Genomic DNA, 22348 nt, shown 5'->3' on the forward strand with positions numbered 1-22348 from the left:
AAAAAGCTTTCAGACTAAGCCGAAACTTTCTAGTTCTTGTTGGAGCTTCATAGAATTGTATATAGCTAACTGAAAATAAGACTCAGTGGCCCTGACTATAGTATAAACATGATCCCAATGGAGTCCCTTATCAACAACGTTGATTATTAGTTTGCTACATTCTGGTATTATTGGAAACTCAAACTCCTTTTGACTTCTAAGTAATTCCCTACGTTCTTCATCGCAATAGATAATTTCCACAGCAGATTCTCGAATTACCATTACATTAACGTACATGAGATTACCAGAGATATTCACATGTATATCTTTTAGTGGATCGGAAATTCCAACAATCAAGTATTCTCTAATATAGTTATTACCATTTTTAACTAATACCTTTTCTATGGATTTATTCACATTAATTATTTTATTATCAATTATTATATTATTGCCGATCCTAGCATAGACTATACTGTCATATTTTTCAGTATTTCTTGATATTAATTCTATTTTCTCAAACTTGTCTATCTCGCTTATCATCTCCTTGTAAACAGTAGAATTCCTTACAATCTTTACTATACTAGATCTCTTCTGTGATACATCAGCTATCTCGCCATTAACTACGAATTCCTTGCAAGGAAATGAGGAAACACATAACTTAATCGTCTCAGGCTCAGCGTTGTCTATAAGCAGAGGTAAAAATAGATCCAATGACTGTGTACCTTTCTTGAGATCGAATTCAAAGGAACTCTTGCCTACGTAAATTTTAGCTTTAGTTTCGAAAGGTACACTACATTTCAACTCTCCTTTCATGTACGCATTGCAATTAGGATAACCCTTTAAATGATATCCTGAAGGGGACAAAAGAATATGGGTGTCTTTTAAGGAAAACTTTGGTGGTTCAATATCTACTCTAAAAGATCTTTTAATACTAAAGAAATGAGATATTATATTTAATTCTATATTGCCATCTAAGTCATAATTTGTTGGATCTATTTCGACTATCTTTCTATCTCTATCTATTTTCCTTATTTTCCCATTAACTGGAATTACATCTAAGAGGGGTAACGAAGTCAAAGATATGGAAAAACTTGATCTAGAGTTTATCTTATCGTTTAAAACCTTAATTTCTTCTTTTGAAAATAAATCTAGTATACCATAATATCCATTTTTATTGATCAAAAACACGTTTTTATATGAAACTGTACTTGCTAAGACACCTTTAAATTCAAAAATCTTCGAAAGATTAATGTCGTATATCTCCAGCATCTCATTTCGCAACAAGGCTAAAAGTTCTCCACTTGCTTTAACGCTAAAGGAGTCTTGGACTGTTCCTAGATTATACCATGAGTTTTCAGCAAAATACTTTACTTCGTTTCCACATAAAATGAGCAATTTTCCGTTTAATTTTCCGAGATATTCCACCGAACTGCTTTTACATATTCCGACTAACTCGTCATCGATATATATTCTACCTTTATAGTCTACGGCTACGTTTTGAGATTCGTCCAAATGAAATAATTCGTCGTTAAAGCTTCTCTTAGAGCCCGTAAATAAATTTAGAACTAAATTCTGACTATTATATTGAACAGATATGATTCTTTTGTTCAAAAGATAATTTATCGGCTCATCCAAGGTATACGTTTTACCATTAACGTTAATTAGCAATTCTTTATTTCCAATTAGAACAAGAGTATCGAAGGACCGCTCAATTTTTTCATAAGTTGTATTGTCTACTTTTAATTTCTTACTATATCTTTTTACAAAATAAATTTCTTCATTTTCATAAAAGGCGTCCAAAACGTCGAAGTCTAAATCTTTGGAACTAATTAACTTTGAACCGTTGTAAAAATTTAATTTCCTATTTTCCATAATAATCCATTCGTCTTCTGATATTTTCTGCAAATCGTTAGAAGGATATCTTATACAAGGAGCTCTGATAAACGTTTGATTACCTAAATTAAGCAAATCTATTTTGATCTTCGGATAGGATATTTTCTTTTCAAAAAGTAACGAAGGAATTTCCACACTGCCTTATGGAGATTAAAGAAGCGAGTCTGAAAGCCGAAATTACTGCCTAAACTGAAATTTAGAAATATAAAAACCATTAGTTCCGTCCAAATGTGGAAAAAGTCTGGTAGATCTAGATCCTAGAGTAGGCGAATATGCCGATGAAAACGTCCTCCTTAAATTTACAGAGAAATCTGAATATTCTTCCGTTATATTCTCTCCCTCTTCAGGAAACAGAGAACAGACTGAATATACCATTAAATCTGGCTTAAATTGGGAAACTTCCTGCATAATTTTTTTCTGTAAATTAGAATAAAATATTACTTTAGTCTTATCTCTTAATGAAAAGATAATTGTTGGATCGTTATAAATCATGCCTGAAGATGAACAAGGAGCGTCAAGCATAGCCTTCCAACCTTTTGAAAATCTTGATAAACCCAAGTTAGATGAGTCCTGCTGAATTAACGATACTTTATTTAGATCTACCCCAGCCTTTATAAGGAACCTTTTCTCTTTATCAATTCTATCTTCCTCAACATCTATAGCTATAGCTCGAAAATCGTTTTCTGTTAACATTGCATATAATGATAGTTTATTGCCTGGAGAAGACGATAAATCTACTAGGAAATCGCCTTTCTCCGGACCCAATTCCTCCACTACAGCTACGCTTGCCTTATCTTGTATTATAACTTCTAGGTTTTTAACTAAAGGTAAGGAAGATACATTAACTTTGGTCTCTATCACTTTGTATAAATAAGGAAAGTCCTTATCTTGTTCTATTAAAACTCCATGTTCTTCAAGTTCCTTCTCTGCCTTTTCATAAGAAATTTTAAGAGTATTTACCCTTATCCATAAATTTCTTTTCTTAAGAGAATTAAGAAGGCATTTAATATCTATATACCTCCTGAGCTCTTCTTCCATCCATTCGGGAAGGAAAGGTTGTAAATGATCTTTATTTTTAAGCCAATAGTCTACTTTTTCCGTCCTTTTTCTGCCCTTTAACGAAAAATATGATAGGAGAAAAGATCTAGCTTCCTTCTCTAATTCGTTCCAATCGACTTTCTTCAGTTTTATATCTTCTTTGGCTTTCTTGATTGACACTTGAAATGGATAACCATTTTCTGCATAAAATAGAAATGATTTTAGGAATCTTTTTTCCCATCCGCTCAAAATTCTCCCCGATCTTACCTACAGTTGATGTGACTTTATCATACCGTCATTATTAACGTTTATAATTTATGTAGTAAGGCACCATTTTATATATGAAAGATATAGCAATAGCGTTGATGCTAACTATAGCCTCATTACCTTTAGCTAAGCTAAATATAAGCGAGGCTTTGTTCTTACCGTCAATATACGTTCTTATAAGAATGCTCAGAATTATTTTTAGTTCATAGTCATATTATCTGAATACTATCAAAATTTATTGTACAAATCTTTTTTTTGTAACATAATTCAAAGAAGTTTTTAACGGATTCCCTTCCTTTTAATCCTAACTCTTTTGAAAACTTCCCGATTACTCCTCTTTCCTCTTGAAGCCTAGCGGATTCCCTTATTATCACCTTTAACTTACTTAGGATATTGATATCTAATTTCAGCGAACCTATTAAATCTAAGATAATAGGACAGTCTTTACAGTGTTTTTCCCACAAGGAATCAATACTTATATCATAGCCGGAGAAAGATATAGTAGATTCCCCAGTACATTTCTCGGATTCAGATATAATAGGACTGATTTTTTGAGAAAGCATCATCTTAATGAAATAATATTCTGTAGAATTACTGCCTCTAACACAAATACTACTTATAGGATCTTTATTTATAATTCTCTTTATCCCTAGACGATTTACAATGAAGGCACCGTTTGACAATAACTTTACGCCACTCACAAAGTTAAGCAATGGTAATGGCAAAAATGATAAATCTAAATCGTTAATCTTAAACTTTAGCTCGTCACCCTTCACCTTAATCGGTGCTAACTCAATGTCAGATTTAACTTCTCCTTTTAAAACGGGAATAATGGGAGAAAGTTCTTCATCTAAGGAATAGCCTATTTGTAGTTGCACAACTTCAAAAGAAGGAAAGAAATTAATAAATTAAGTAGAAGATGAAAGTTCTGATTCTCGGTTCAGGTTATGCAGGATTAAATGCTTATTATAACCTTAGCAGCAGTTTCGATAAGGAACTCGTATCAGAATCTAATGAATTCATTTTCTACACTGCATATTTTAGACATTTAATGAATAAAACAAACTATATTTCTAAAATATCCTTTATAAATCAAAAAAAAGTTAAAGAGATAGATTTGAAGAGAAGAGAAGTAAAATTTACAGATAACTCTACCGAAAGTCCTGACCTATTAATAATAGCCTTGGGCTGCGATAAGAGCAAAACTACATCTAAAATAAATGAGACTTTCTCTGCTAGCGAAATATCGCTAGGTTCGGAATCATGGAGAGACGAAATGGTATCTATACAACTTGCGTTCTATCTGAAGAGAATGGGTAAAAAGGTCAGCTATTATGGCGACTTACTCAGATGGGCAGGAGAAAAAACTAGTGACTTAGTAAAAAAAGAGCTGGAAAACGCTGGAATAACAATTGCTGAAAAAGCTGAAACTATAATACCTGAATGCAGACAATGGGAAAGCATAGGAGAATTTAATTATTCTAGGAATTTCGAAATAAGTAAGGGAGTTTATGCGATAGGCGATATAATAAAAGGTTGGCCTAGAGTCGGCGAGTTAGCAATGAGGAGCGGTGTATTTCTAGGACGTTATCTGAGCGGAAAAGAAAAAGGAGACTTTATACCAATTCTAATTAACATTTTGGATACCGGCAGAGGAAAGGCTATACATATTAGGAGCGATAAGCCTTGGGGAGGAAAGTATGAATCTGTAAAAGTATCTAGAGTTAGATCAATAATGAAAAGATTTATAGAAAAACATTATGTCAGCAAAAAGGGAAATATGGGATTTCTTTATAAACTTTAGGAGATACCTAGGGACCCGGGGGTATTCAGGGGGCTTAAAGCCTGAAGGGACCCTAGGTATCTCCTTAGAAAATATATAGAGTATTGGGGTTAAAGTAGTTTGTTATGTAAACGGTATTCCTAATGCTATGTCTATGTCCACCCCTAGCCCTAAAACTATAGAAGAATATATGTTGTAATAGAAAGCTCTTCCGAAATCTCCTCTAGAAGCTAAATAGTAAGCATAAGCCATGATAGCTCCGTGAAGTATAGTAGATACGAAACCTATAGGACCTAAATTATACAAATAATCCGCTAAAAAAGCTAACGTGACCGAGCCTATCTGATTTAAGCCTGCAAACTTCAGAGCCTTAGGACCTAACATAACTGCAAAACTATGAAGGTTCATTTGCTTGTCAAACTCAGCATCAGGAATGTGATTATATAGATCGAAACCTAGAGCCCAAAATACTGTTGAAATAACAAAAAGCCAAGGAACATAGTAAAGTATAGTAAGTAGAGAATTATAAACTAACCCAAGTGCTGCGACCGCGCCGCTAAAGACTGCGATGCCTTGAATAGAGGCTAAATGGTAGTTGGCAAACGCCGTAAATCTTTTCATATAAGGGTATGTCATAACAATAAGAGCAACAAAAGGTGATAATAAAAACGCCCATATATTTACTAGATATGCTGATATAAAGAAACCAGCAAGACCTACGATTATTAATAACTTAGCATCCCTGACTGTTATTACTCCTGTTACCAATGGTCTTGTTCTCGTCCTAGGATTTCTAGAATCAATTTCTCTATCTGCTAGATTGTCATTTGTCATTCCTGCTATTCTAAGAAAGAATAAGGCGGAGAAAATCAATATCAGTACCGATATTGAAGGAACCTTTCTCAATACCACAAAAGCTCCTAAGTAAGCCATTGGAAGGCTAAATAGAGTCTGCTCTATCCTTAAAAATCTCATCAAAACATAAAGCTTACTTGTATTCTGCGAAGCCCCACCAGGATCCCAATTCACACTTCTAAAGAGGAGAGGGCTCCTTTTATTTTCTTATTAACTTGAAGGTAATAGTCTAATCCATCTATTAACGCTAAAACAGAAGCTTCTATTACGTTAGTGGACACACCTTCAGTCTTCCATACCATTGTGCCATCTGAGAACTCTATAGTAACTCTAACAAGGCTCTCCGTGTTTTTAACTTCACCAGGTAGTATTACTCTGTAATCAGTAAGTTTTATTGAACTTACCTCAGGGTAAACTTTAGTTAAGGCTGAACGGATAGCTTTGTCTAAAGCGTGAACTGGACCGACACCCTCGGCTACTTCTAACTCCGAGTTAACCTTTACTACGGCTATAGACAAACCACTACTTTCTCCTATAACCTTCCAATAATCAAGCTTAATAAAAGGTTGGTAAATGCCTAGAGCCTTAAATACTATCAGTACTGCGGAGGATGGAGCTATATCGAAACTATATCCTGTATTTTCCTTTTCCTTTATCATTTCTAACGCTGTTTTAAGCCTAGGATCCTTTTTATCTAGTTCTATCCCTAATTCCTTCAAGTATGAAACTAAGTTAGAAGTTCCTGATACTTCAGATATTACAAACTTCCTTCTATTTCCTACCATCTGTGGATTTATATGTTCGTACGCTCTAGGTATTTTCATAACAGCATCCACGTGTACACCTGCCTTGTGTGTAAAGGCATTATCGCCTACATAAGGCTGATACGGATTAGGATTTATACCGGCTAACTCATAGACAAGCCTAGATATCTCCTTTAATTTAACCATGCTTTTCTCTCCGTTTAATATATTCATTCCCATTTTATAGAATACTGTAGGTATAATTTGAATTAAATCGGCATTCCCTGTCCTCTCTCCTATCCCATTAATTGTTCCTTGAACGTGAGTGGCACCGGCCTTTATTGCAAGAATTGAATTAGCAACTCCACATCCTATATCATTATGCATATGTACACCTAGTCTTACTGATATTTGTTCTGATACAGACTTTGTAATTTCAAAGACTTCGTAAGGCGTCGTACCTCCGTTAGTATCTGCCAAAACTATAACATCTGCTCCAGCATCTTGAGCTGTTTTTATAACCTTTGTAGCATATTCGCTATTCTCTATATAACCTTGATAGAAATGTTCAGCATCAAATATAACGGATAACCCATGACTCTTTAGATAATATATACTATCATATACTATCTCTAAGTTTTCTTCTAAAGTCGATTTTATGACATCTTTTACATGTAAATCCCATGATTTCCCGAATAGAACTGCTACCTCTACGTCAGAATCTATTATAGAATTCAAGGAAACATCTCCCTTAGCACTTATGTCTTTCCTCCTAGTGCTGCCAAATGCAGCTATCCTCGACTTGGATAATGATACTTTCTTTATCATTGAAAAGAATTCTTTATCCTTCGGATTTGAACCAGGCCAACCACCCTCTATATAATCTACACCTAATTGATCTAACTCTAAGGCAATTCTGATCTTATCTTTTAAAGTAAAACCTATATTAGCAGTTTGAGAACCATCTCTTAATGTTGTATCTAATACCTCAACAGTGGATTTCTTGAACACCGAACATAGGTGAATGTAATTGAAGAGATTTATAAAATTTAATAATAAAGAAAGGTCATCCTCGCTTAAAGTAGTTGGAGCGGGAATAGCTATATTCCTATTCTTGCTAATACTTTTCTTGACTATCCCGTTTTATTATCCCAGCTATTCAACTGTAGAAAACGTTTTTCATTCTAACTATAGAGAAATAAGCCTATCTCCAGACAAAGGAATATTAGTTAGTAGTGTCAACCTCACTAAATCAAACGATACTTTAATAGCGTTCGTAACGGAACAAGGTGAAAACGTAAACATCACAGTGGTGGGAAATGGTAATACGTTGACAGACTCTAGATTCTTCACAGAAGAGTTACCTCCAGGAAATTATTCTATTTATCTGTTAGATACATCAGGAATGCCATACAACGTGACTTTCACTTACGGGGTATTCCCTGCTACTTTCATTGATAGCTTCTATTCAGGACTAGGTATATATCAAACAGTCCTAGAGATAGGAATGTCTCTAGGAATTGTTATAGCCATTATTGGAGGGATTCTCTTCCTCTTTTCCTTGAGAAAGAGAGCTTGAAAGCCAAGGTATAACTCCAGATATAAAGCTAGGTCCTACATGTGCTAAAAAATCACCAGCCGTGAATATTATTTTTTTCTTTAGAAGCCTTTCTAAACCTCTATTTATTAGGTTTCTTCTGAATCTCTCTTTTTCATAATCTGTTAATCTCTTAGGTTCATAGATAATTATATCTGGATCCTTGATAAGAAGTCCATTATCATCCGGAATTGGGTATGAATCGCTTGAATCTGAAAATATATTTCTTGCGCCTAATATTTCAAGCGCATGATTGATATGAGAAGGAAAACCAATTGTAATTGGACCTCCTAGATCGAATTCGATATAGACCTTTAGAGGGGGAACTGTAGATCTATACCTAAACACATAATTTAGAAGTTCCTTATGAAGAGACGATGCACGCGAAAATTGAGCTAAAACGTTCCCTATTATAATTACGTTATCTAAGATAGAATTCACGCTCAATGGAACAGGAATTGGATAAACTGGATATCCATCCTTCCATAACCTTTTAGCTAATTCTTTTTGAGCTCCATAGGAAGTAAATATTATATCTGGATTTAGTTTATCTAAAAGCTCTTTATTGACATGTGTATAGCTCCCTATTTTAATTAGTTTTTTAGCCTCAGCTGGTCTATAGCTGAAGGCATCTGTTGCCTTAATTAGATGACCTAGACCTAACATGAAAATGGTTTCTGTTGTGCCTGGATCTAAACTAATTATAGAATTGAAAACATGATTTAACTCTATATAGTCATCCAATAGAGGGTTATATACTTTCCTTGCCATTGCTAATCTCTTTCAACCATAAGATAAAAATAATCCTTGTTTTCTAATTTTTGAGCGTGTACCTATCTTATCCCTAGGCAAGTTATTACACCCATTGCCCTCTTGGTAGGATTTAAAAGAACCTTACCTCCTTTTCGCCTAAGTATTTCCTCACATATAGTCATGTAATCCTTTTCGTTAGCTACATAGGATTCAACGTCCAATTTGCAGACATTAGATCTCAGAACTGACGCCAGTTGAGCTATTACCTCTTGTTTTGCAAATGAAGGTACGAATATCTTATCTACTCTCTTTTCAAAAAGAAATATTGATTTCATTGTAGTAAAAATAGAATATACAATTGTCTCAGCCGGCGTAGATGCCGTAAACCATATTGGGAAAAGCACTTCCCTTGGCTCCAATAGTAATTTCCCTCCATCGAACTTATTTTTCTCATTCCTTTTTGTTATTATTATATCTGCATCGTCAGGGTTCTTAACAGCTTTATAAGATTCGTCTAACTTTAATTCTAGACATTTATTTTCATTAAATATAGAAATATTCTCGCCTTGTCCTAGTTTATCATTAATAATTTTTTTCTTTCTTGGATTTATAGCTTTTAATGCATTAGTCCAAATGAATTCATCAATTGTGTACAGAGCATTCTGTGAGGAATAAGAAGTTAGTACTAATTCAGCTCCAAGAAGATCTGAGATTAAACCGCCTAACATTGATCCACCTTTCTCTTCCTTTAGCAAAGGTATTACGTAAGAACCGTCCTCAGATATCAAAATAAGAACGGGTTTTCTTCTCCTTTTTAACCCCTTGACGTATTTTATAGCGAATTCTGCAGAACCAATAGCTATAATTACGTCTGCTATAATTGGACTTACTATTCTATATCCTAGCTCTGTAACGACTTCATGAATGTTTTTTGTTATATTGTTCCTTTCGTTCCCCACTATTGCAATCTCAGAAATGAACAATGCAAAATACGTTACAGTTATTGCTTTTTAAGCATCCTTATCTTTTTTCTTAAATAAAGGAAGGAAATCCAAAAATAATAAGTAAGGAATATCCTAAAAGGATAAAAGGTATAACTGGAACTCCCCATGCTACCCAAATTTTCTCATCTTCTCTTACTAGACCTTCTTTGAGCAATTTCTCATATCTTTTTCTCCACTCTGAGTCGTCTTCTTCTATAGAAAAAGAAAGCCTCACTTGTCTAGACCCGTTTTGATCTATCTCTGTCAGTGGAAAAACAAATTTAGAATTAAGAAATTCCTTTATAGTCATCTGTCTACCTGAAAACGCCAAGGTCGTCCTAGTCTTAAGACTTAGATCCTTGGGAGTCTTATGTAAGTTAAATAAAAGGTTACCAAGACCTACTATAACAATTGGTATCAAAGAATAAATAATTACAATTAATGGTTCCATGCCTGAATTAATGAAGTAACTATCTCCCAACAAAGACCTTACATGAGCGTTAGCTAAGTTTAGGATTAACAATAAAAATAAATCTGCACCTCCTAATAAAGAAAAATAATAAAAAATGAATATTAGAATTGAGCTTATTATGTATGAATAGAAAAATAGAAACAAATTTAGTCTTTGAAAATTAATAAAGAAAAATAATATTAGAGGAGAATAGATTAACCATATTTTCGGATTCACTTCCCTATACTTTATGTCAAGATATGAAGTATGAATCAACATTACAAAAGATAGAAAAATTTGCAATAAAATTAGCCCATCCATTGGAAATCACGGCAGGAAGTCCTCCTCACTCACACCCTCTACGAGGCAGTCTGAGGACCAGATACCCCTTAAACTATCCTTTTCCATATATTTAAAAAATTTATCTAATCTCGAAGGTGTGGCGGGCCCGCCGGGATTTGAACCCGGGGCCTACGGGTTTCTTCCCTTGGTTAAAAGCCCGCCGCTCTACCTAGCTGAGCTACGGGCCCAAGCTCTTTCTTTCTTTATCAAATTTAAACTTAATGCCAAAGAAATCGATCGCCTGCAGTTAGCCCAATAGCTAAATTATAAATTTTTGAAAATGATAGATTAAAGAATCCATGAAATTCGTATTTATCTTAAAATATTCAAAATAATTATATAAATCCTATAGTAAAGACAATTAAATATAAATAAAAATTTTACTGTTTCTTTAATAACCTTGAAACGCCCATCAATTGCATTTCGTTAGTACCCTCAGCTATCTCCATAACCTTGGAATCCCTATATAGCCTTTCTACCTTTGATCCTCTAGTTAATCCATGACCACCGTAGATATGAAGTGCTAATCTCGAGACTTCAGCTGAGGTAACAGCAGCATAATACTTTGCCATAGATGCTTCGGATAATGCCTCCTTTCCTTTGTCGAAAAGATATGCCGCCCTTAAAGTTAACAGCCTAGCGGCTTCTACTTTTATGAACGCATCAGATAAATTAAATCCTATCCACTCCTGATCTATCAGTGATTTCCCGAACTGTTTTCTAGCGTTTGCTCTGTTTACAGCTTCGTCCAAAGAACCCCTAGCTATTCCTACAGCAATTCCAGCGTAACCATTTCTGCTTACCATCAAGGCCTTTATAGCACCCTTGTATGCATCTCCTTCCTTACCAATAATTGTATCCTTAGGAACTCTAGCATTATTAAACTTCACATAGGATACTCCTGCACCTCTAATTCCCATGAGATCTAACTTATGTATCTCTACACCCGAAGTTTTAGAGTCTATCAAGAGAAGCGATACGCCTTGTTTATCACCTATATTCCCACTAGTTCTAGCTAAAACTACCATCTTTGTGGAAAAAGAACCCGCACTTGTGAAGATCTTTTCTCCGTTTATTACAAATTCATTTCCTTCTTGTTTTGCAGTGGTTTGAAATGCACCAAGGTCTGAACCAGCTGCAGGCTCAGTCAAAGCTACAGCATATATTTCTTTACCTTTACTGCCTTCTTCTATCCATTCCTTTGCAGTATCACCACCTACTGATAGTAAAAGCTGCAATGCATTTAACTGGGTGTGTAGACTATGAGATGCACCTCCACTTTCTGCACCTAATTCCTCAGTAGCAATTGCAAAGGCTGTTTCTCCAAGACCTAGTCCTCCATAATTTGGAGGTATCTTCATTCCTAATAATCCCTTTTGACCCATATCTTGTACTATCTTTTCTCCTCCATCGTTTGTCTCATCCATTTTTTTGGCGTAATCTTTTACCACAGTCTGGGCATACTCTCTAACTTTTGCTTGGTATTCTTCCACTTCCTTCGATAATTCATACATGGAGATCAATTATATAAAAAGTATAAACAACTTTAAAGTTTAGCATCTAATGACAAAGAACCCTAACCCTAATTCAAGCGTAAATAAAAGATATTCTATAAAGAGAATAACTTTACACCTAAAATAATGTATAAAACCAATATATATAGAATAATTTCGTAAAACAAATAATTTTTATATATAAGCTTTTAGACAACGCCGATTCAATTATCCCTATCTGAATCATTTCACACTACCGTATTTCCCACTTATGATTTCTATATCTCAATTTAGCTAGATGATGTGTATCATTTCTTGTTCCCGTATAACAAAAACAAGATGTAGCGGAAACCCACAAAATGTTTCTCACGAGATCAAGGAAGTATTCTGGTAGATATCTATGATGAAACTGTTAACTGATTTCGTATTACTAATCCAAATATTAAATAAAATCTAATTAAGGTTTTAAAACTTTGAAACTCCACCGTAAATTGCAAGGCTTTTAGGAATTTATAATCTACTTAAGATTTATCCTCAATAACAAAAGCCATAAAACAAGATACATTACAACTTCATGAAAGGTGTGGCGGGCCCGCCGGGATTCGAACCCGGGACCTACGGGTACCTCCACCTAGCCAGATTTGGGTTAAGAGCCCGTCGCTCTACCTGGCTAAGCTACGGGCCCATAAAAGATTGTAATGCTAATAGTATAAAAAGTAAACCTTCATATACGTGGATTTTGTATCCAAAAAGTAGATGTCATACTAAATGAAGAAAGTAAAGAAAAAGGCAAAACAAATAATCTCTTAAAGGATAATATATCAGTCTTTTTACAGATTTGAACAATATTCTATCTTCATTAATTTTACGCTAACTAAATGAAGCAAATTCTTACAATATCAGACGAACCTTTAACGCAAAAAATATTTACTTTCTTTCCTTCTTTAAGGCATCAAATATTAACTTTAAAGTATTTCTCTTGCTCTGAACCTTTCTTACTACTATTACACCCTTGATTTTCCTTGACCTTGGATATTGCTTGTCTCTTAATTCTTCGGGGTCCAGTCCCAAATTTTTGCAGATAGATACTATTTCTTCTAATGAAGGCTTAGAACCCTTAGGAAATCTCCTACCAAACTTTCTACTTTCAGCCAAAAAATAGCTGGGCCATATTAAAATTCTTTCGCCTTTAAAATCTCTTATACTCATTGCTTTATCAGCACAGCATTTATTACTCCGTCTTGACCAGGGCTTGATGTAACTAAAGCCTCTCCTATTTCTGTATTAATTCTAGATCCCTTTATTATTATTCTTCTTCTTGCTAATTCCTTATTTGCAGGTGTTGAAATTACTCCCATAACTTTAACTTTCTTAGCAGTATTAGTAGAAGGATCTACAACATTGGCGTATATTGCATATCTCAGCTTTACTTTTGTATTTCCTCCCATAGTTCTCTCTTTAATTCTTACTTCTTCATCAGATAGAACAGTATAAGTTGGAGAACTTCCTAATTCTCTCTTCTTTTTATCTCTGGCTTTACCTTTCATACCACCAGAAATTTTCCTGAAATCATTACCTTGGTAAAAACCCATGTATTCTCAGAATAACTAATATCTATGGTTAATAAAAATTTAAGCCCCGTAGTTACGTTTTCTTCTTTGATATGATCTTATAGCTCTCCACAAATCTATCTTTCTAAAGTCTGGCCAGTACGCATCGCAGAAGAATAGCTCAGAGTACGCCATATGCCATAACAGAAAATTCGATATCCTAACTTCCCCTGACGTTCTTATCACTAAATCTATGTCACTTAGTTCACTATCATAGAAATATTTCTTGAAACTTTCCTCGTCTAATTTAATTTCCAATAAATTAGATGACTTATACTCCTTTAGAAGCCTTGCCACTGCATCTAAAATCTCTTGCCTTCCGCCGTAACATATAGCTAATGTTAACTTCCTCTTAGAATACTTTGAGGTTCGTTCAATGACATCGTCTATCATTTCAATCATATCTCTAGGCAGCAATTCGAGTTTCCCTATTGCATTGACTCTAACCTCGTTTCTTTCTATAAGTTCGTCATGAAGCAGATCTTCTAAACCTTTCTTTATATATCTCATAACTATATTTAGCTCATCTCTATTTCGTCTTTCACAATTTTCAGTGGAAAGGGCAAACACACTGATATTTGTAACGCCCATGTCAAGAAGCCAAATTAAAACCTCTCGAAGCTTCTTGTAACCATTGAGGTATGCTTCCTCTAGCTGAGCACCTCTCAATCTAGCCCATCTTCTATTTCCATCCGGTATTATTGCAACATGAGTAGGAAAAGGTCCCTTACTTATCTGTTTCCAGAGAAACTTCTCGTAAATATCGTAAATAGGCTTCATTAAGATGTCTTTCCTAATCTTTTCCATAGGTCCTCCATCGTCCTAACATATGCTAAAACCGATATATATATTTCTTCCAGATTTATTTTTTCAAAGTTAGTATGTTCTAACTTCGACTCCCCTGGTCCGTAAGCTAGTATTTCTCGTGTTATTGCAGTGAGTATATTCATATCGCTAGTTCCAGCTTTTCTTACTAATCTAGGTTTAACTCCTAATGTTAACAATGACCTCTGTAAAGATTTCACTAAATCGTTGAGCTGAGTTTTCGCCGGAGGAACGTACTCCACTAAGTCTACTTTGCAGTCTTGAAAAGTAGCCTTTATTCTCTCTAAAATCTCATTGAAATTAGACAATACTGAAAATCTACAATCTAAATGAATATAACACGAAGAAGGAGTGACATTATAAGCTTCACCGCATTTAAGTATAGTAGGAACTATAGATGGAGCGTCGTAGCTAGAAGGTAGCTGAACAACGTTTCTAAGCTTTTCATTTGTTTGTAATATTATATTGTCCTTAGAAGAAGATGCATGCTCGGCTATCCCATTACAATTTATATCTAAGTGGGCCACGCCTCTGTATTCTACTACTATGTCTGTTGTATTTGATGGTTCGCCTATAATAATTATGTCAAATTTTTTACCAGAACCCAACAACTCCCTAGCCCCTCTACTTTTATTTTCCTCATCTGCTAGGGCAGCCACAGAAACGTCTATGCCTTCTTGCTTAAGATACCATGAAGCCAATATCATTGCTGTAAGAGGACCTTTAGCGTCTACTACTCCTCTTCCCCAAATGTATCGGTCGTCTTCCTTGGGTTGTATGAAACCAGGAACAGTATCTATATGAGAAGCTAAAAGAAAGGAGGAACCTTCATTCAGATAATATGAATTAGATTCAGTAACTTTAAGATTCAAAGATAGATCTTCAGAAATTTCCTTCATAATTTCCTTTGCTGAGGCCTCGCTACCTGAAGGTGTATAAACTGAGGCTAACTTAAGAAGAATTTGCCTTGCTTTCTGTTGCAATAATTCCTTTTCTGGTTGCATCTAAAGCCCACTCCATATCCTCTTTTGTGATTAAGTAAGGTGAAAGGAACCTTATTGTAGTTAAGCCAGCCTTTAACGATAGTACCTTTTCGTCTTGTATGACCTTTATAGCAAGGCCGGATTTACCCTTAGATCTATACCAATCATTAGACCTTTTCCTCTGATTTCTCTGACTATCTTATATTGTTCCAGTTCTTCACTAAGCATTTTTATAAACATATCTCCTTTTGTAGCTGCCTGCTCTGGTACACTATCTTCTTTCAATACCTTAGCCGCTGCAGTCACTGCAGCTGCGGCTAATGGATTTCCTCCATAAGTGGTACCATGATCCCCTTCTTCTAATTTCTCCGCAATCCAATTTGGTAAAAACACTGCGCTTACGGGGAAGCCACCGCCTATTGCCTTTGCTGATGCAACAACATCTGGTACTATTCCATAATGTTGATATGCCCATACTTTTCCTGTTCTTCCAAATCCAGTTTGAACTTCATCAACTATCATTAGCGCTCCTTTCTCCCTAGTGATCTCTCTTATTGCCTTCATGAATTCATGATCAGCTGGTATTACACCTCCTTCTCCTTGCACTGGCTCCACAATTACTGCAGCAACTTCTTCATTAACTGCCTTTAACGAGTCGAGACTATTATAATCTAAAAATTCCACTGGTCCCACAAGTGGCTCGAAGGGTTCTCTATATTTCTTGTTCCAAGTGACTGAAAGGGATCCTGCAGTTCTACCATGGAAAGAGTTCTTAAATGCAATTAATTTCTTCCTCTTAGTTAATTTCTTAGCTATTTTCAAAGAAAATTCTACAGCTTCAGTTCCGCTGTTGAGTAAGAAAACAAAAGGCATATCATCAGGCTTTAATGGATCAAGTTCTTTGAGCATCTCTTCTCTGATGGGGGTATCGAAAGCTGTAGTTAATGCCATTACTTCATCTAGTTGTTTTTTCAGATAATCTACAACTTTTTGATTTCTATGACCTAAAAACGCGACACCGTAACCTGCATGAAGGTCCAGATATTTATTCCCGTCCTTGTCCCATGCGTATTGATCCTTAGCATTTGATATTGTGATGCCTCTTCCTTTATATAATTCTAGGTACTTCATCATTTCTTATACCACTCACTTAACTTAGTAATAAGGTATTTTGAAACGTTAAAGCCAGTGACCCTTACTGTATTTTTAAACTCAGGAACGCCGTTTACTTCGTCAATGATATACCCTCTCTCTCTATCTTCAAATATATCGACACCCAAGAAGAAACCACCTATTTTTTCCTTTACTTTCAACGCTAATTCCCTTAATTCTGGATCTATTTTTAAGGGCTCTGCCTTGGCCCCTAATGCAGTATTAGTACGCCAATTTTTCGAATTAACCCTATAAATTCCAACTGGTGCTTCATCTCCTATAGCGAATATTCTTATATCTCTATCAGGCTTTTTCACAAACTCTTGGACGTAATACATGGATTTATAATACATAGAGGTAAATTCCTGATATTCCATGTAACTCCTTAATGTATCGTCGTCAATAGCCTTGGCTACCATCCTACCCCAACTTCCTTCTATTGGCTTCATGACTATAGGATATCCTATCTCCGTTGCGGCTGCAATGGCTCCTTCCTTATCCATTGCTATTGCAGTCCTAGGGGTCTTTATATCTGCCCTAGAAAGAATGAAAGTCGTGAAGGCTTTATTCTCGCATTTAATAAGAGTCATATGGTCATTGAAAACTGGATAACCTTGGTTTTCTATTAAAAACGAAGTCATTAAAGCTCTACTATGGGAAACATTTCTCTGGATAAAGAAGTCGGCATCTAAATTCACTTGCTTATCAGAATAAAAAATTGCTTGTTTTGAATAAAATGGAACTGGCTCATGACCTTCTTTCTTTATTTCCTCAATCAAGTTCTTTTCTTCCCATCTTGGTAGGTCATAAGCTATACCTACCTTCACTCTCCCCAGTCCTCTCCTACTTGCTCTGCTAACTTTAATGATAATGTACCATTGTTCTTTACTACTTCAAGTTGAGCACCGCAATCATGCTCAACCAGCTCTCCTGGGAGAGCATCGTCCTCTACCGTTACATCTCCTCCACATACAGGGCACTTTAAGACAACCATTTTAACCCAGATAAAGGAAAACGTCGGCTAGAAAAAGCTTTTTCATAAAAAAGAGTTTTTTCTTAGAACCATGTCCTTAGTATAATCGTACTATTCGTTCCCATTACGCCCTGGATACTTCTTATTTCGTCTATAGTTCTATTTATTGCGGAAATATTTGTGCCACGTACTACTACTATAATATCGTAGTCTCCGGTTGTTTCATAAACCACTTCAACTCCTTGAGTCTTTGCTATTTTTTTGGAAATTTCTGGAGTAGGTATCTGAGGAGAGGACTTTACCATAACAATAGCTTTGACTTCATTTGCAAGTTCGTAGTCTATAGTAAATCTCTTTATTATGCCTATCCTTATTAGTTTTTCTATTCTCTTTCTTATTGCTGCCTCACTTACCTTTAGATCCTTAGCTATCAATGTATAAGGTGTTCTCGCATTTTTCTTTAATATCTCTAAAATTTTCTGATCATTCTCATCTACGTCAGCCATTATGTATCACCGTACCATTTTCTAGTATGGCGTTAGATATAGGGTCATTAACGTTCCCTGAGGAAATGATTACCTTCCTAACACCATTGCTCACCGCATCAATTCCCATAAGTATTTTCCTGTTCATACCAGGACCTATCCTCTCCACAATTTCTTTGCCCTGAGAAACTGGTATGTCCTTTAGGACTTTGCCATTCAATTTCACACCTTCTACATCTGTTAACAAAATTAAATATTCTACCTTTAGAGCAGTGGATATGGCATAAGCCATTTGATCTCCGTCTACATTAAGCATTGTACCTTCCTCTGGATCTATCGCTATAGGAGATATTACAACACTATCGAAAATGTCTAATAATTTAGCTAATTTTTCTACATCAACTTTGGATATTCTGCCAGTGTAACCGCCCTCAATCATCATTTTTTTGCCTCTTTCGTTAATGATAACTATCTTTTTCTTTCGGCTAGCTTGGACTATCTTTCCATCAGAACCTGCAATTCCTACAGAAAATCTACCTAACTTTGATAATTGTGTTACCATTTTTTTATTTAGCCAACTCATTACCATTACGAAAACATCCAACTCGTCCTTAGACGTATATCTACTCCTTATTCCCTCAGGAGACATTACGAAAGTTGGCTCTATTCCAAGCTTCTTAGAATATTCTGAGACGATATCTCCTCCTCCATGTACTAGAACGAATTTGCCTTCATACTTTGACAAACTAGTAATTATATTGTCTAGATTATTTTTTATTACCCTACCTCCAGTCTTAACTACTAACATTTCATGCAGGCCTCAAGGGAGGTAATCTTAAGCCCTCATCCTCTTCTAATCCTATAGATAAATTAAATGCTTGCATAGCTTGTCCAGCTGCTCCCTTCATCAGGTTATCTATAGCTGAAAAGATCGTAAGTCTACCTATTCTATGCTCTGTAGCAAAACCTATATCAGCGAAGTTACTACCGATTACGTATTTTGGATCAGGATATGGATGAATATTACCTCGTATAATTCTAATGAACTTCTTTCCACGATAGAATGAGGCTATATTCTTCCATACTGTCATATCATCAAGATCGGCCCATGTATGAACTGAGGCTAAGGCACCCCTAACGCTACTGATAGCATGAGGCACGATGCTAACCTTCACTCTTCCTTTAGCTAAATTGGAAAGTTCTTGTTCCGCCTCTGCAGCGTGTCTATGTCCCTCAGCTTCATATGGTCTAATGGCGTTTTGCCTCTCTGGATGATGGCTACCCTCTGATGGTTGTGCTCCTCCCTCACTACTACTAACTTTAACATCGCTGATAAACTGATAAGAATCGACCATTTTTGACGATACAACTGGAGCTAAAGCTAGGATAGTAGCAGTTGCATTACAGCCTGGCGATGCTATTAACTTAGTACTTTTCAACTCCTCCGAATGTAGTTCAGGAAGACCGTAAACAAACTTTTGAAGCAAATCTGGATATGGATGTTCATAGCCATACCATTCCTTATATAGTTCAGGGTTCTTTAACCTGAAATCGGCGCTAAGATCTACTACTCTCATTCCTCTCTCGACAAGATCAGGAACATACTTTACGGAGACCTTATGGGGCAATCCTAAGAATACTGCATCTGCTTTCTCTGAGATCTTGTCTATATTAAGCTCAGAAAAATTAAGTGAAATTATACCTTTGAGGTTTGGATGAACCAAAGAGATTGGTTTTCCATTATATTCTCTAGAAGTGACTACAGTAAGCTCAAGTTTTGGATGAATTGCCATCAAACGTAGCAACTCTCCGCCAGTATAACCCGAACCTCCAATTACAGCTACTCTTACTTTAGATTCCATCGATGAAGTATAGGTTATAAATAGTTTTAAGTATTAGTATATCGTTGAATGGAATCCGACATTGAGGAGCTGAGAAAGTTTTTAGAAAACAAGATTTCAAATCTGCGAAAGGAATTAGAACTTTACGAGTACTTGTTAAGCATTTTAGAGTCTGGATATATGCCTTCTATAAAAGGAACTAAAGGAACTTTAGATTACATAAAGAACAAACGGGGGGAAGTAATAGCAGAGATATTATATACACCCCCACTTTTAAAAATAATTTTAAAAGGAAGGCAAAATATTTCAAAAGTATACATTACTGCCTTATCTAAAATTTTAGATTCTGAAAAAATTCTTAGTAAAATAGATTATGATATTGCTGTAGATAAGGACGAATTAAGAGAAATAACAATAAAGGAAGTTAATAATGATATTCTCTATAATAAGATAAAGGCTGGAATTCAATCGATACTAGAAAGAGCAACGTCGCAATAATTTATATGATTATTATTTTTTATCTGCAAAAGTAAATAGTGAAACTAGAAGAGGCCGAGGATCTCCGAGGAACCTAACCATGGCTTCACCTTGTCCAAAGTATTCCAATACATCATCTATATCACTCTGTCTAACATTAGCAAACCTTTCAATTTGATTCCAATATCCCTTATCTCCATTATTCATAACAACTAGAAGGCCTGCGTTATCAACATAGATTGGAAGATTTTCTCCTAGATCTTCAAGGTTCTGTGAAGACATTACTAGGGATATTCCATGACCTCTTCCCTTCTTAATTATATCTGCTATCAAGGAGTACGTTGAACTTTCATCCTTTAAGAGCGTCCACGCTTCGTCCATTATTATAGAGATTTTATTTTCATTATCTTTTATATCCAATGAAAATCTATTATATATTCGCGTTATAATAGAATAAATTATATATTTTCTTAGTTCATCTGATTTTATAAGCGTAAGATCAATTACATTAATTCCTTTTAAATCTAAATATTCCAATATATCTTTTGAATTTTCTTGAAACGGTTCAAGATATTTTATCATGTCAAATATTCTCAAAAGTAAATTCTTAACATGAAAATCCTCTACATTAGTTTGAGTATACTGTTTAATACTCTCCCACGATTTTAATCTATCACAAAAAGAATTTTTTAATACAGAATACAAGACTGTGCTATGGACTCTATTTAACTTAAAGGAAGATGAAATTATTGATTCTAGCTGAATTATTTTTATTTCATTGGGAATATTCCAATCACTAAAGGAGCCTACAGTATAAACTAATGGATTTAGAACCTTAAAATCAATTTTATACTTTCGTAATCTTTTTTTAATATCTCCTTTTAAATCGAAAAATATCACAGAAGAATTCATTTTTATATTTATTAAAGTACCTAACCAAAGCAGAAACTCGGTCTTACCAGACCCTGAAGGACCAATAACTATTGCATGCCTATTGTTAGTCTCAAATGGATTCCAGAAAACTGTCTTACTATGCAGAATTTCCTTTCCTAACGGTATTCCATCTTCAATAAGTTCATAACGTGGCTCCTTTTCTATTGAAAAAGGCGTCATAAAGGGAATATGAAATGATGTAGTGATTTTAGTTTTCCCTTTAGATACTGGTAATATAAAGCTTGACAAAATTGAACTAATCTCACTATCTTTAGCTTCTCTACATCTAATTCCTATAGCTTCTAAACCCGTCTTAATTGCCCGCCCAGACTCAGTAACGCTTGCCATGTCTTTGCCAGAGATCAGAAGAAACATCTGATATCTAAAAGGAATTTCGCCTTCCTCAATTTTAGACAATATAGTCCTTAGTATTTCCATTCTTCTTTTTGCCTTCTCGTTAGAAGGATCATTCTCTATAATTATTCTTAAGTTTTGTATCTCATTTAAAATAGAATCTATATATTTTAATTTATCTACTGGAATTTTTCTCAAAATTATATCAATATTATTTGATGTACTTATTACTTTGTAGAACGATGCTATCTTTGATCTTAACGTGGATTCACTAAAGTCCCTATAATCAGCCCTTATATCCTCGACTAATAGAACATATCGATAAAAATTATTATTGAATTTAATAATATTCTGTTCTACTAATACATTTCCTGGACTATTATGATGAGATCTTAAAAATATTACCATTATAATAACAAATACGGCTAGTACTAAGGATAATATCCTATATATAAAGAACAGCGTTACTACTAGTACGGAGATTATCATAAAGATAGCAAAGAACTTATCCGCCCTTTCTTGAAGCCACATCAGTCCT

At 34.9% G+C, this 22348-nt stretch carries 23 protein-coding genes, 2 tRNA genes and 1 pseudogene; 4 read left to right on the forward strand and 22 right to left on the reverse strand.

Going from position 1 to position 22348, the window contains the following annotated elements:
- Positions 1-9: 9 nt before the first annotated feature.
- On the reverse strand, positions 10-2007 hold the full coding sequence (upsX, locus tag RQ359_RS11510; protein ID WP_156016415.1) for a protein UpsX: 1998 nt from the start codon (positions 2005-2007) through the stop codon (positions 10-12).
- A gap of 42 nt (positions 2008-2049) precedes the next feature.
- Positions 2050-3159, reverse strand: a complete 1110-nt coding sequence (locus RQ359_RS11515; protein WP_054837695.1) for an RsmB/NOP family class I SAM-dependent RNA methyltransferase — start codon at positions 3157-3159, stop codon at positions 2050-2052.
- 92 nt (positions 3160-3251) lie between these two features.
- Here RQ359_RS11515 and RQ359_RS11520 point away from each other — a divergent pair, with 92 nt between their 5' ends.
- Positions 3252-3386 (forward strand): hypothetical protein, encoded by a 135-nt coding sequence (locus RQ359_RS11520; protein ID WP_256201674.1) that lies wholly within the window; start codon positions 3252-3254, stop codon positions 3384-3386.
- Here the strand turns inward: RQ359_RS11520 and RQ359_RS11525 are convergent, their stop codons facing one another.
- Complete coding sequence (locus tag RQ359_RS11525) at positions 3387-4055, reverse strand: hypothetical protein (protein WP_156016414.1); 669 nt, start codon at positions 4053-4055, stop codon at positions 3387-3389.
- 41 nt (positions 4056-4096) lie between these two features.
- Between RQ359_RS11525 and RQ359_RS11530 the strand changes: the two genes are divergently transcribed.
- Positions 4097-4981 (forward strand): NAD(P)/FAD-dependent oxidoreductase, encoded by an 885-nt coding sequence (locus RQ359_RS11530; protein ID WP_156016413.1) that lies wholly within the window; start codon positions 4097-4099, stop codon positions 4979-4981.
- A gap of 102 nt (positions 4982-5083) precedes the next feature.
- On the opposite strand, the gene RQ359_RS11535 is transcribed toward RQ359_RS11530, so the two are convergent.
- Both RQ359_RS11535 and cimA read right to left on the reverse strand, forming a co-directional pair.
- Positions 5084-5989, reverse strand: coding sequence for a 4-hydroxybenzoate octaprenyltransferase (locus RQ359_RS11535; protein ID WP_054837697.1), 906 nt, complete (start codon positions 5987-5989; stop codon positions 5084-5086).
- Positions 5986-7569, reverse strand: a complete 1584-nt coding sequence (cimA, locus tag RQ359_RS11540; protein WP_338116964.1) for a citramalate synthase — start codon at positions 7567-7569, stop codon at positions 5986-5988. The genes RQ359_RS11535 and cimA overlap by 4 nt, the downstream gene beginning before the upstream one ends.
- A gap of 19 nt (positions 7570-7588) precedes the next feature.
- On the opposite strand from cimA, the gene RQ359_RS11545 reads away from it, so the two are divergent.
- On the forward strand, positions 7589-8137 hold the full coding sequence (locus tag RQ359_RS11545) for a hypothetical protein (protein ID WP_054837698.1): 549 nt from the start codon (positions 7589-7591) through the stop codon (positions 8135-8137).
- Here the strand turns inward: RQ359_RS11545 and RQ359_RS11550 are convergent.
- From RQ359_RS11550 to argC, 16 genes and pseudogenes are all read right to left on the reverse strand, one after another.
- On the reverse strand, positions 8072-8926 hold the full coding sequence (locus RQ359_RS11550) for an ABC transporter substrate-binding protein (protein WP_054837699.1): 855 nt from the start codon (positions 8924-8926) through the stop codon (positions 8072-8074). The two genes, RQ359_RS11545 and RQ359_RS11550, sit on opposite strands and share 66 nt — an antisense overlap.
- Before the next feature lie 62 nt (positions 8927-8988).
- Positions 8989-9891, reverse strand: coding sequence for a hypothetical protein (locus RQ359_RS11555; RefSeq protein ID WP_156016412.1), 903 nt, complete (start codon positions 9889-9891; stop codon positions 8989-8991).
- A gap of 49 nt (positions 9892-9940) precedes the next feature.
- On the reverse strand, positions 9941-10663 hold the full coding sequence (locus RQ359_RS11560; RefSeq protein ID WP_054837702.1) for an A24 family peptidase C-terminal domain-containing protein: 723 nt from the start codon (positions 10661-10663) through the stop codon (positions 9941-9943).
- 119 nt (positions 10664-10782) lie between these two features.
- A tRNA-Lys gene (locus tag RQ359_RS11565) sits at positions 10783-10872 on the reverse strand.
- 192 nt (positions 10873-11064) lie between these two features.
- Positions 11065-12198 (reverse strand): acyl-CoA dehydrogenase family protein, encoded by a 1134-nt coding sequence (locus RQ359_RS11570; RefSeq protein WP_156016410.1) that lies wholly within the window; start codon positions 12196-12198, stop codon positions 11065-11067.
- 563 nt (positions 12199-12761) lie between these two features.
- Positions 12762-12862 (reverse strand) — tRNA-Lys (locus tag RQ359_RS11575).
- 242 nt (positions 12863-13104) lie between these two features.
- Positions 13105-13386 (reverse strand): signal recognition particle subunit SRP19/SEC65 family protein, encoded by a 282-nt coding sequence (locus RQ359_RS11580; RefSeq protein WP_054837703.1) that lies wholly within the window; start codon positions 13384-13386, stop codon positions 13105-13107.
- On the reverse strand, positions 13383-13769 hold the full coding sequence (locus RQ359_RS11585) for a 30S ribosomal protein S8e (RefSeq protein WP_054837704.1): 387 nt from the start codon (positions 13767-13769) through the stop codon (positions 13383-13385). The genes RQ359_RS11580 and RQ359_RS11585 overlap by 4 nt, the downstream gene beginning before the upstream one ends.
- 39 nt (positions 13770-13808) lie before the next feature.
- On the reverse strand, positions 13809-14594 hold the full coding sequence (gene uppS, locus RQ359_RS11590) for a polyprenyl diphosphate synthase (protein WP_054837705.1): 786 nt from the start codon (positions 14592-14594) through the stop codon (positions 13809-13811).
- Positions 14567-15616, reverse strand: coding sequence for an N-acetyl-lysine deacetylase (locus RQ359_RS11595; protein WP_054837706.1), 1050 nt, complete (start codon positions 15614-15616; stop codon positions 14567-14569). The genes uppS and RQ359_RS11595 overlap by 28 nt, the downstream gene beginning before the upstream one ends.
- Positions 15564-16729 (reverse strand): annotated as a pseudogene (gene lysJ / locus RQ359_RS11600) ([LysW]-aminoadipate semialdehyde/glutamate semialdehyde transaminase). The gene RQ359_RS11595 and the pseudogene lysJ overlap by 53 nt, the downstream one beginning before the upstream one ends.
- Positions 16726-17574: a lysine biosynthesis protein LysX gene (gene lysX, locus RQ359_RS11605; protein WP_338116963.1), complete on the reverse strand. Its 849-nt coding sequence runs from the start codon at positions 17572-17574 to the stop codon at positions 16726-16728. Before lysX ends, lysJ begins: the two are co-directional and overlap by 4 nt.
- The gene (lysW/argW, locus tag RQ359_RS11610) at positions 17571-17741 is read right to left on the reverse strand and encodes an alpha-aminoadipate/glutamate carrier protein LysW (protein WP_054837708.1); all 171 of its coding nucleotides are present in this window, start codon (positions 17739-17741) and stop codon (positions 17571-17573) included. Before lysW/argW ends, lysX begins: the two co-directional genes overlap by 4 nt.
- Positions 17742-17803: 62 nt before the next feature.
- A complete protein-coding gene (gene lysM, locus RQ359_RS11615; protein ID WP_054837709.1) occupies positions 17804-18226 on the reverse strand; it encodes an HTH-type transcriptional regulator LysM in 423 nt (140 codons plus the stop codon).
- Entirely contained in the window at positions 18219-19013 is a 795-nt protein-coding gene (locus RQ359_RS11620; RefSeq protein WP_156016408.1) for a [LysW]-aminoadipate/[LysW]-glutamate kinase, read from the reverse strand. Before RQ359_RS11620 ends, lysM begins: the two co-directional genes overlap by 8 nt.
- A 1-nt stretch (position 19014) precedes the next feature.
- The gene (gene argC / locus RQ359_RS11625) at positions 19015-20067 is read right to left on the reverse strand and encodes an N-acetyl-gamma-glutamyl-phosphate reductase (protein WP_156016407.1); all 1053 of its coding nucleotides are present in this window, start codon (positions 20065-20067) and stop codon (positions 19015-19017) included.
- A 48-nt stretch (positions 20068-20115) separates the two neighbouring features.
- Here argC and RQ359_RS11630 point away from each other — a divergent pair, with 48 nt between their 5' ends.
- Positions 20116-20544: an ATP synthase mitochondrial F1 complex assembly factor 1 gene (locus RQ359_RS11630; RefSeq protein ID WP_054837710.1), complete on the forward strand. Its 429-nt coding sequence runs from the start codon at positions 20116-20118 to the stop codon at positions 20542-20544.
- Between the two features lie 12 nt (positions 20545-20556).
- Here RQ359_RS11630 and cedB read toward each other — a convergent pair whose 3' ends face one another.
- The gene (cedB, locus tag RQ359_RS11635; protein WP_156016406.1) at positions 20557-22341 is read right to left on the reverse strand and encodes a DNA import protein CedB; all 1785 of its coding nucleotides are present in this window, start codon (positions 22339-22341) and stop codon (positions 20557-20559) included.
- Positions 22342-22348 lie beyond the last annotated feature (7 nt).

Origin of the sequence: Sulfuracidifex metallicus DSM 6482 = JCM 9184, from assembly GCA_032834875.1 — an archaeon.
Lineage (GTDB): Archaea > Thermoproteota > Thermoprotei_A > Sulfolobales > Sulfolobaceae > Sulfuracidifex > Sulfuracidifex metallicus.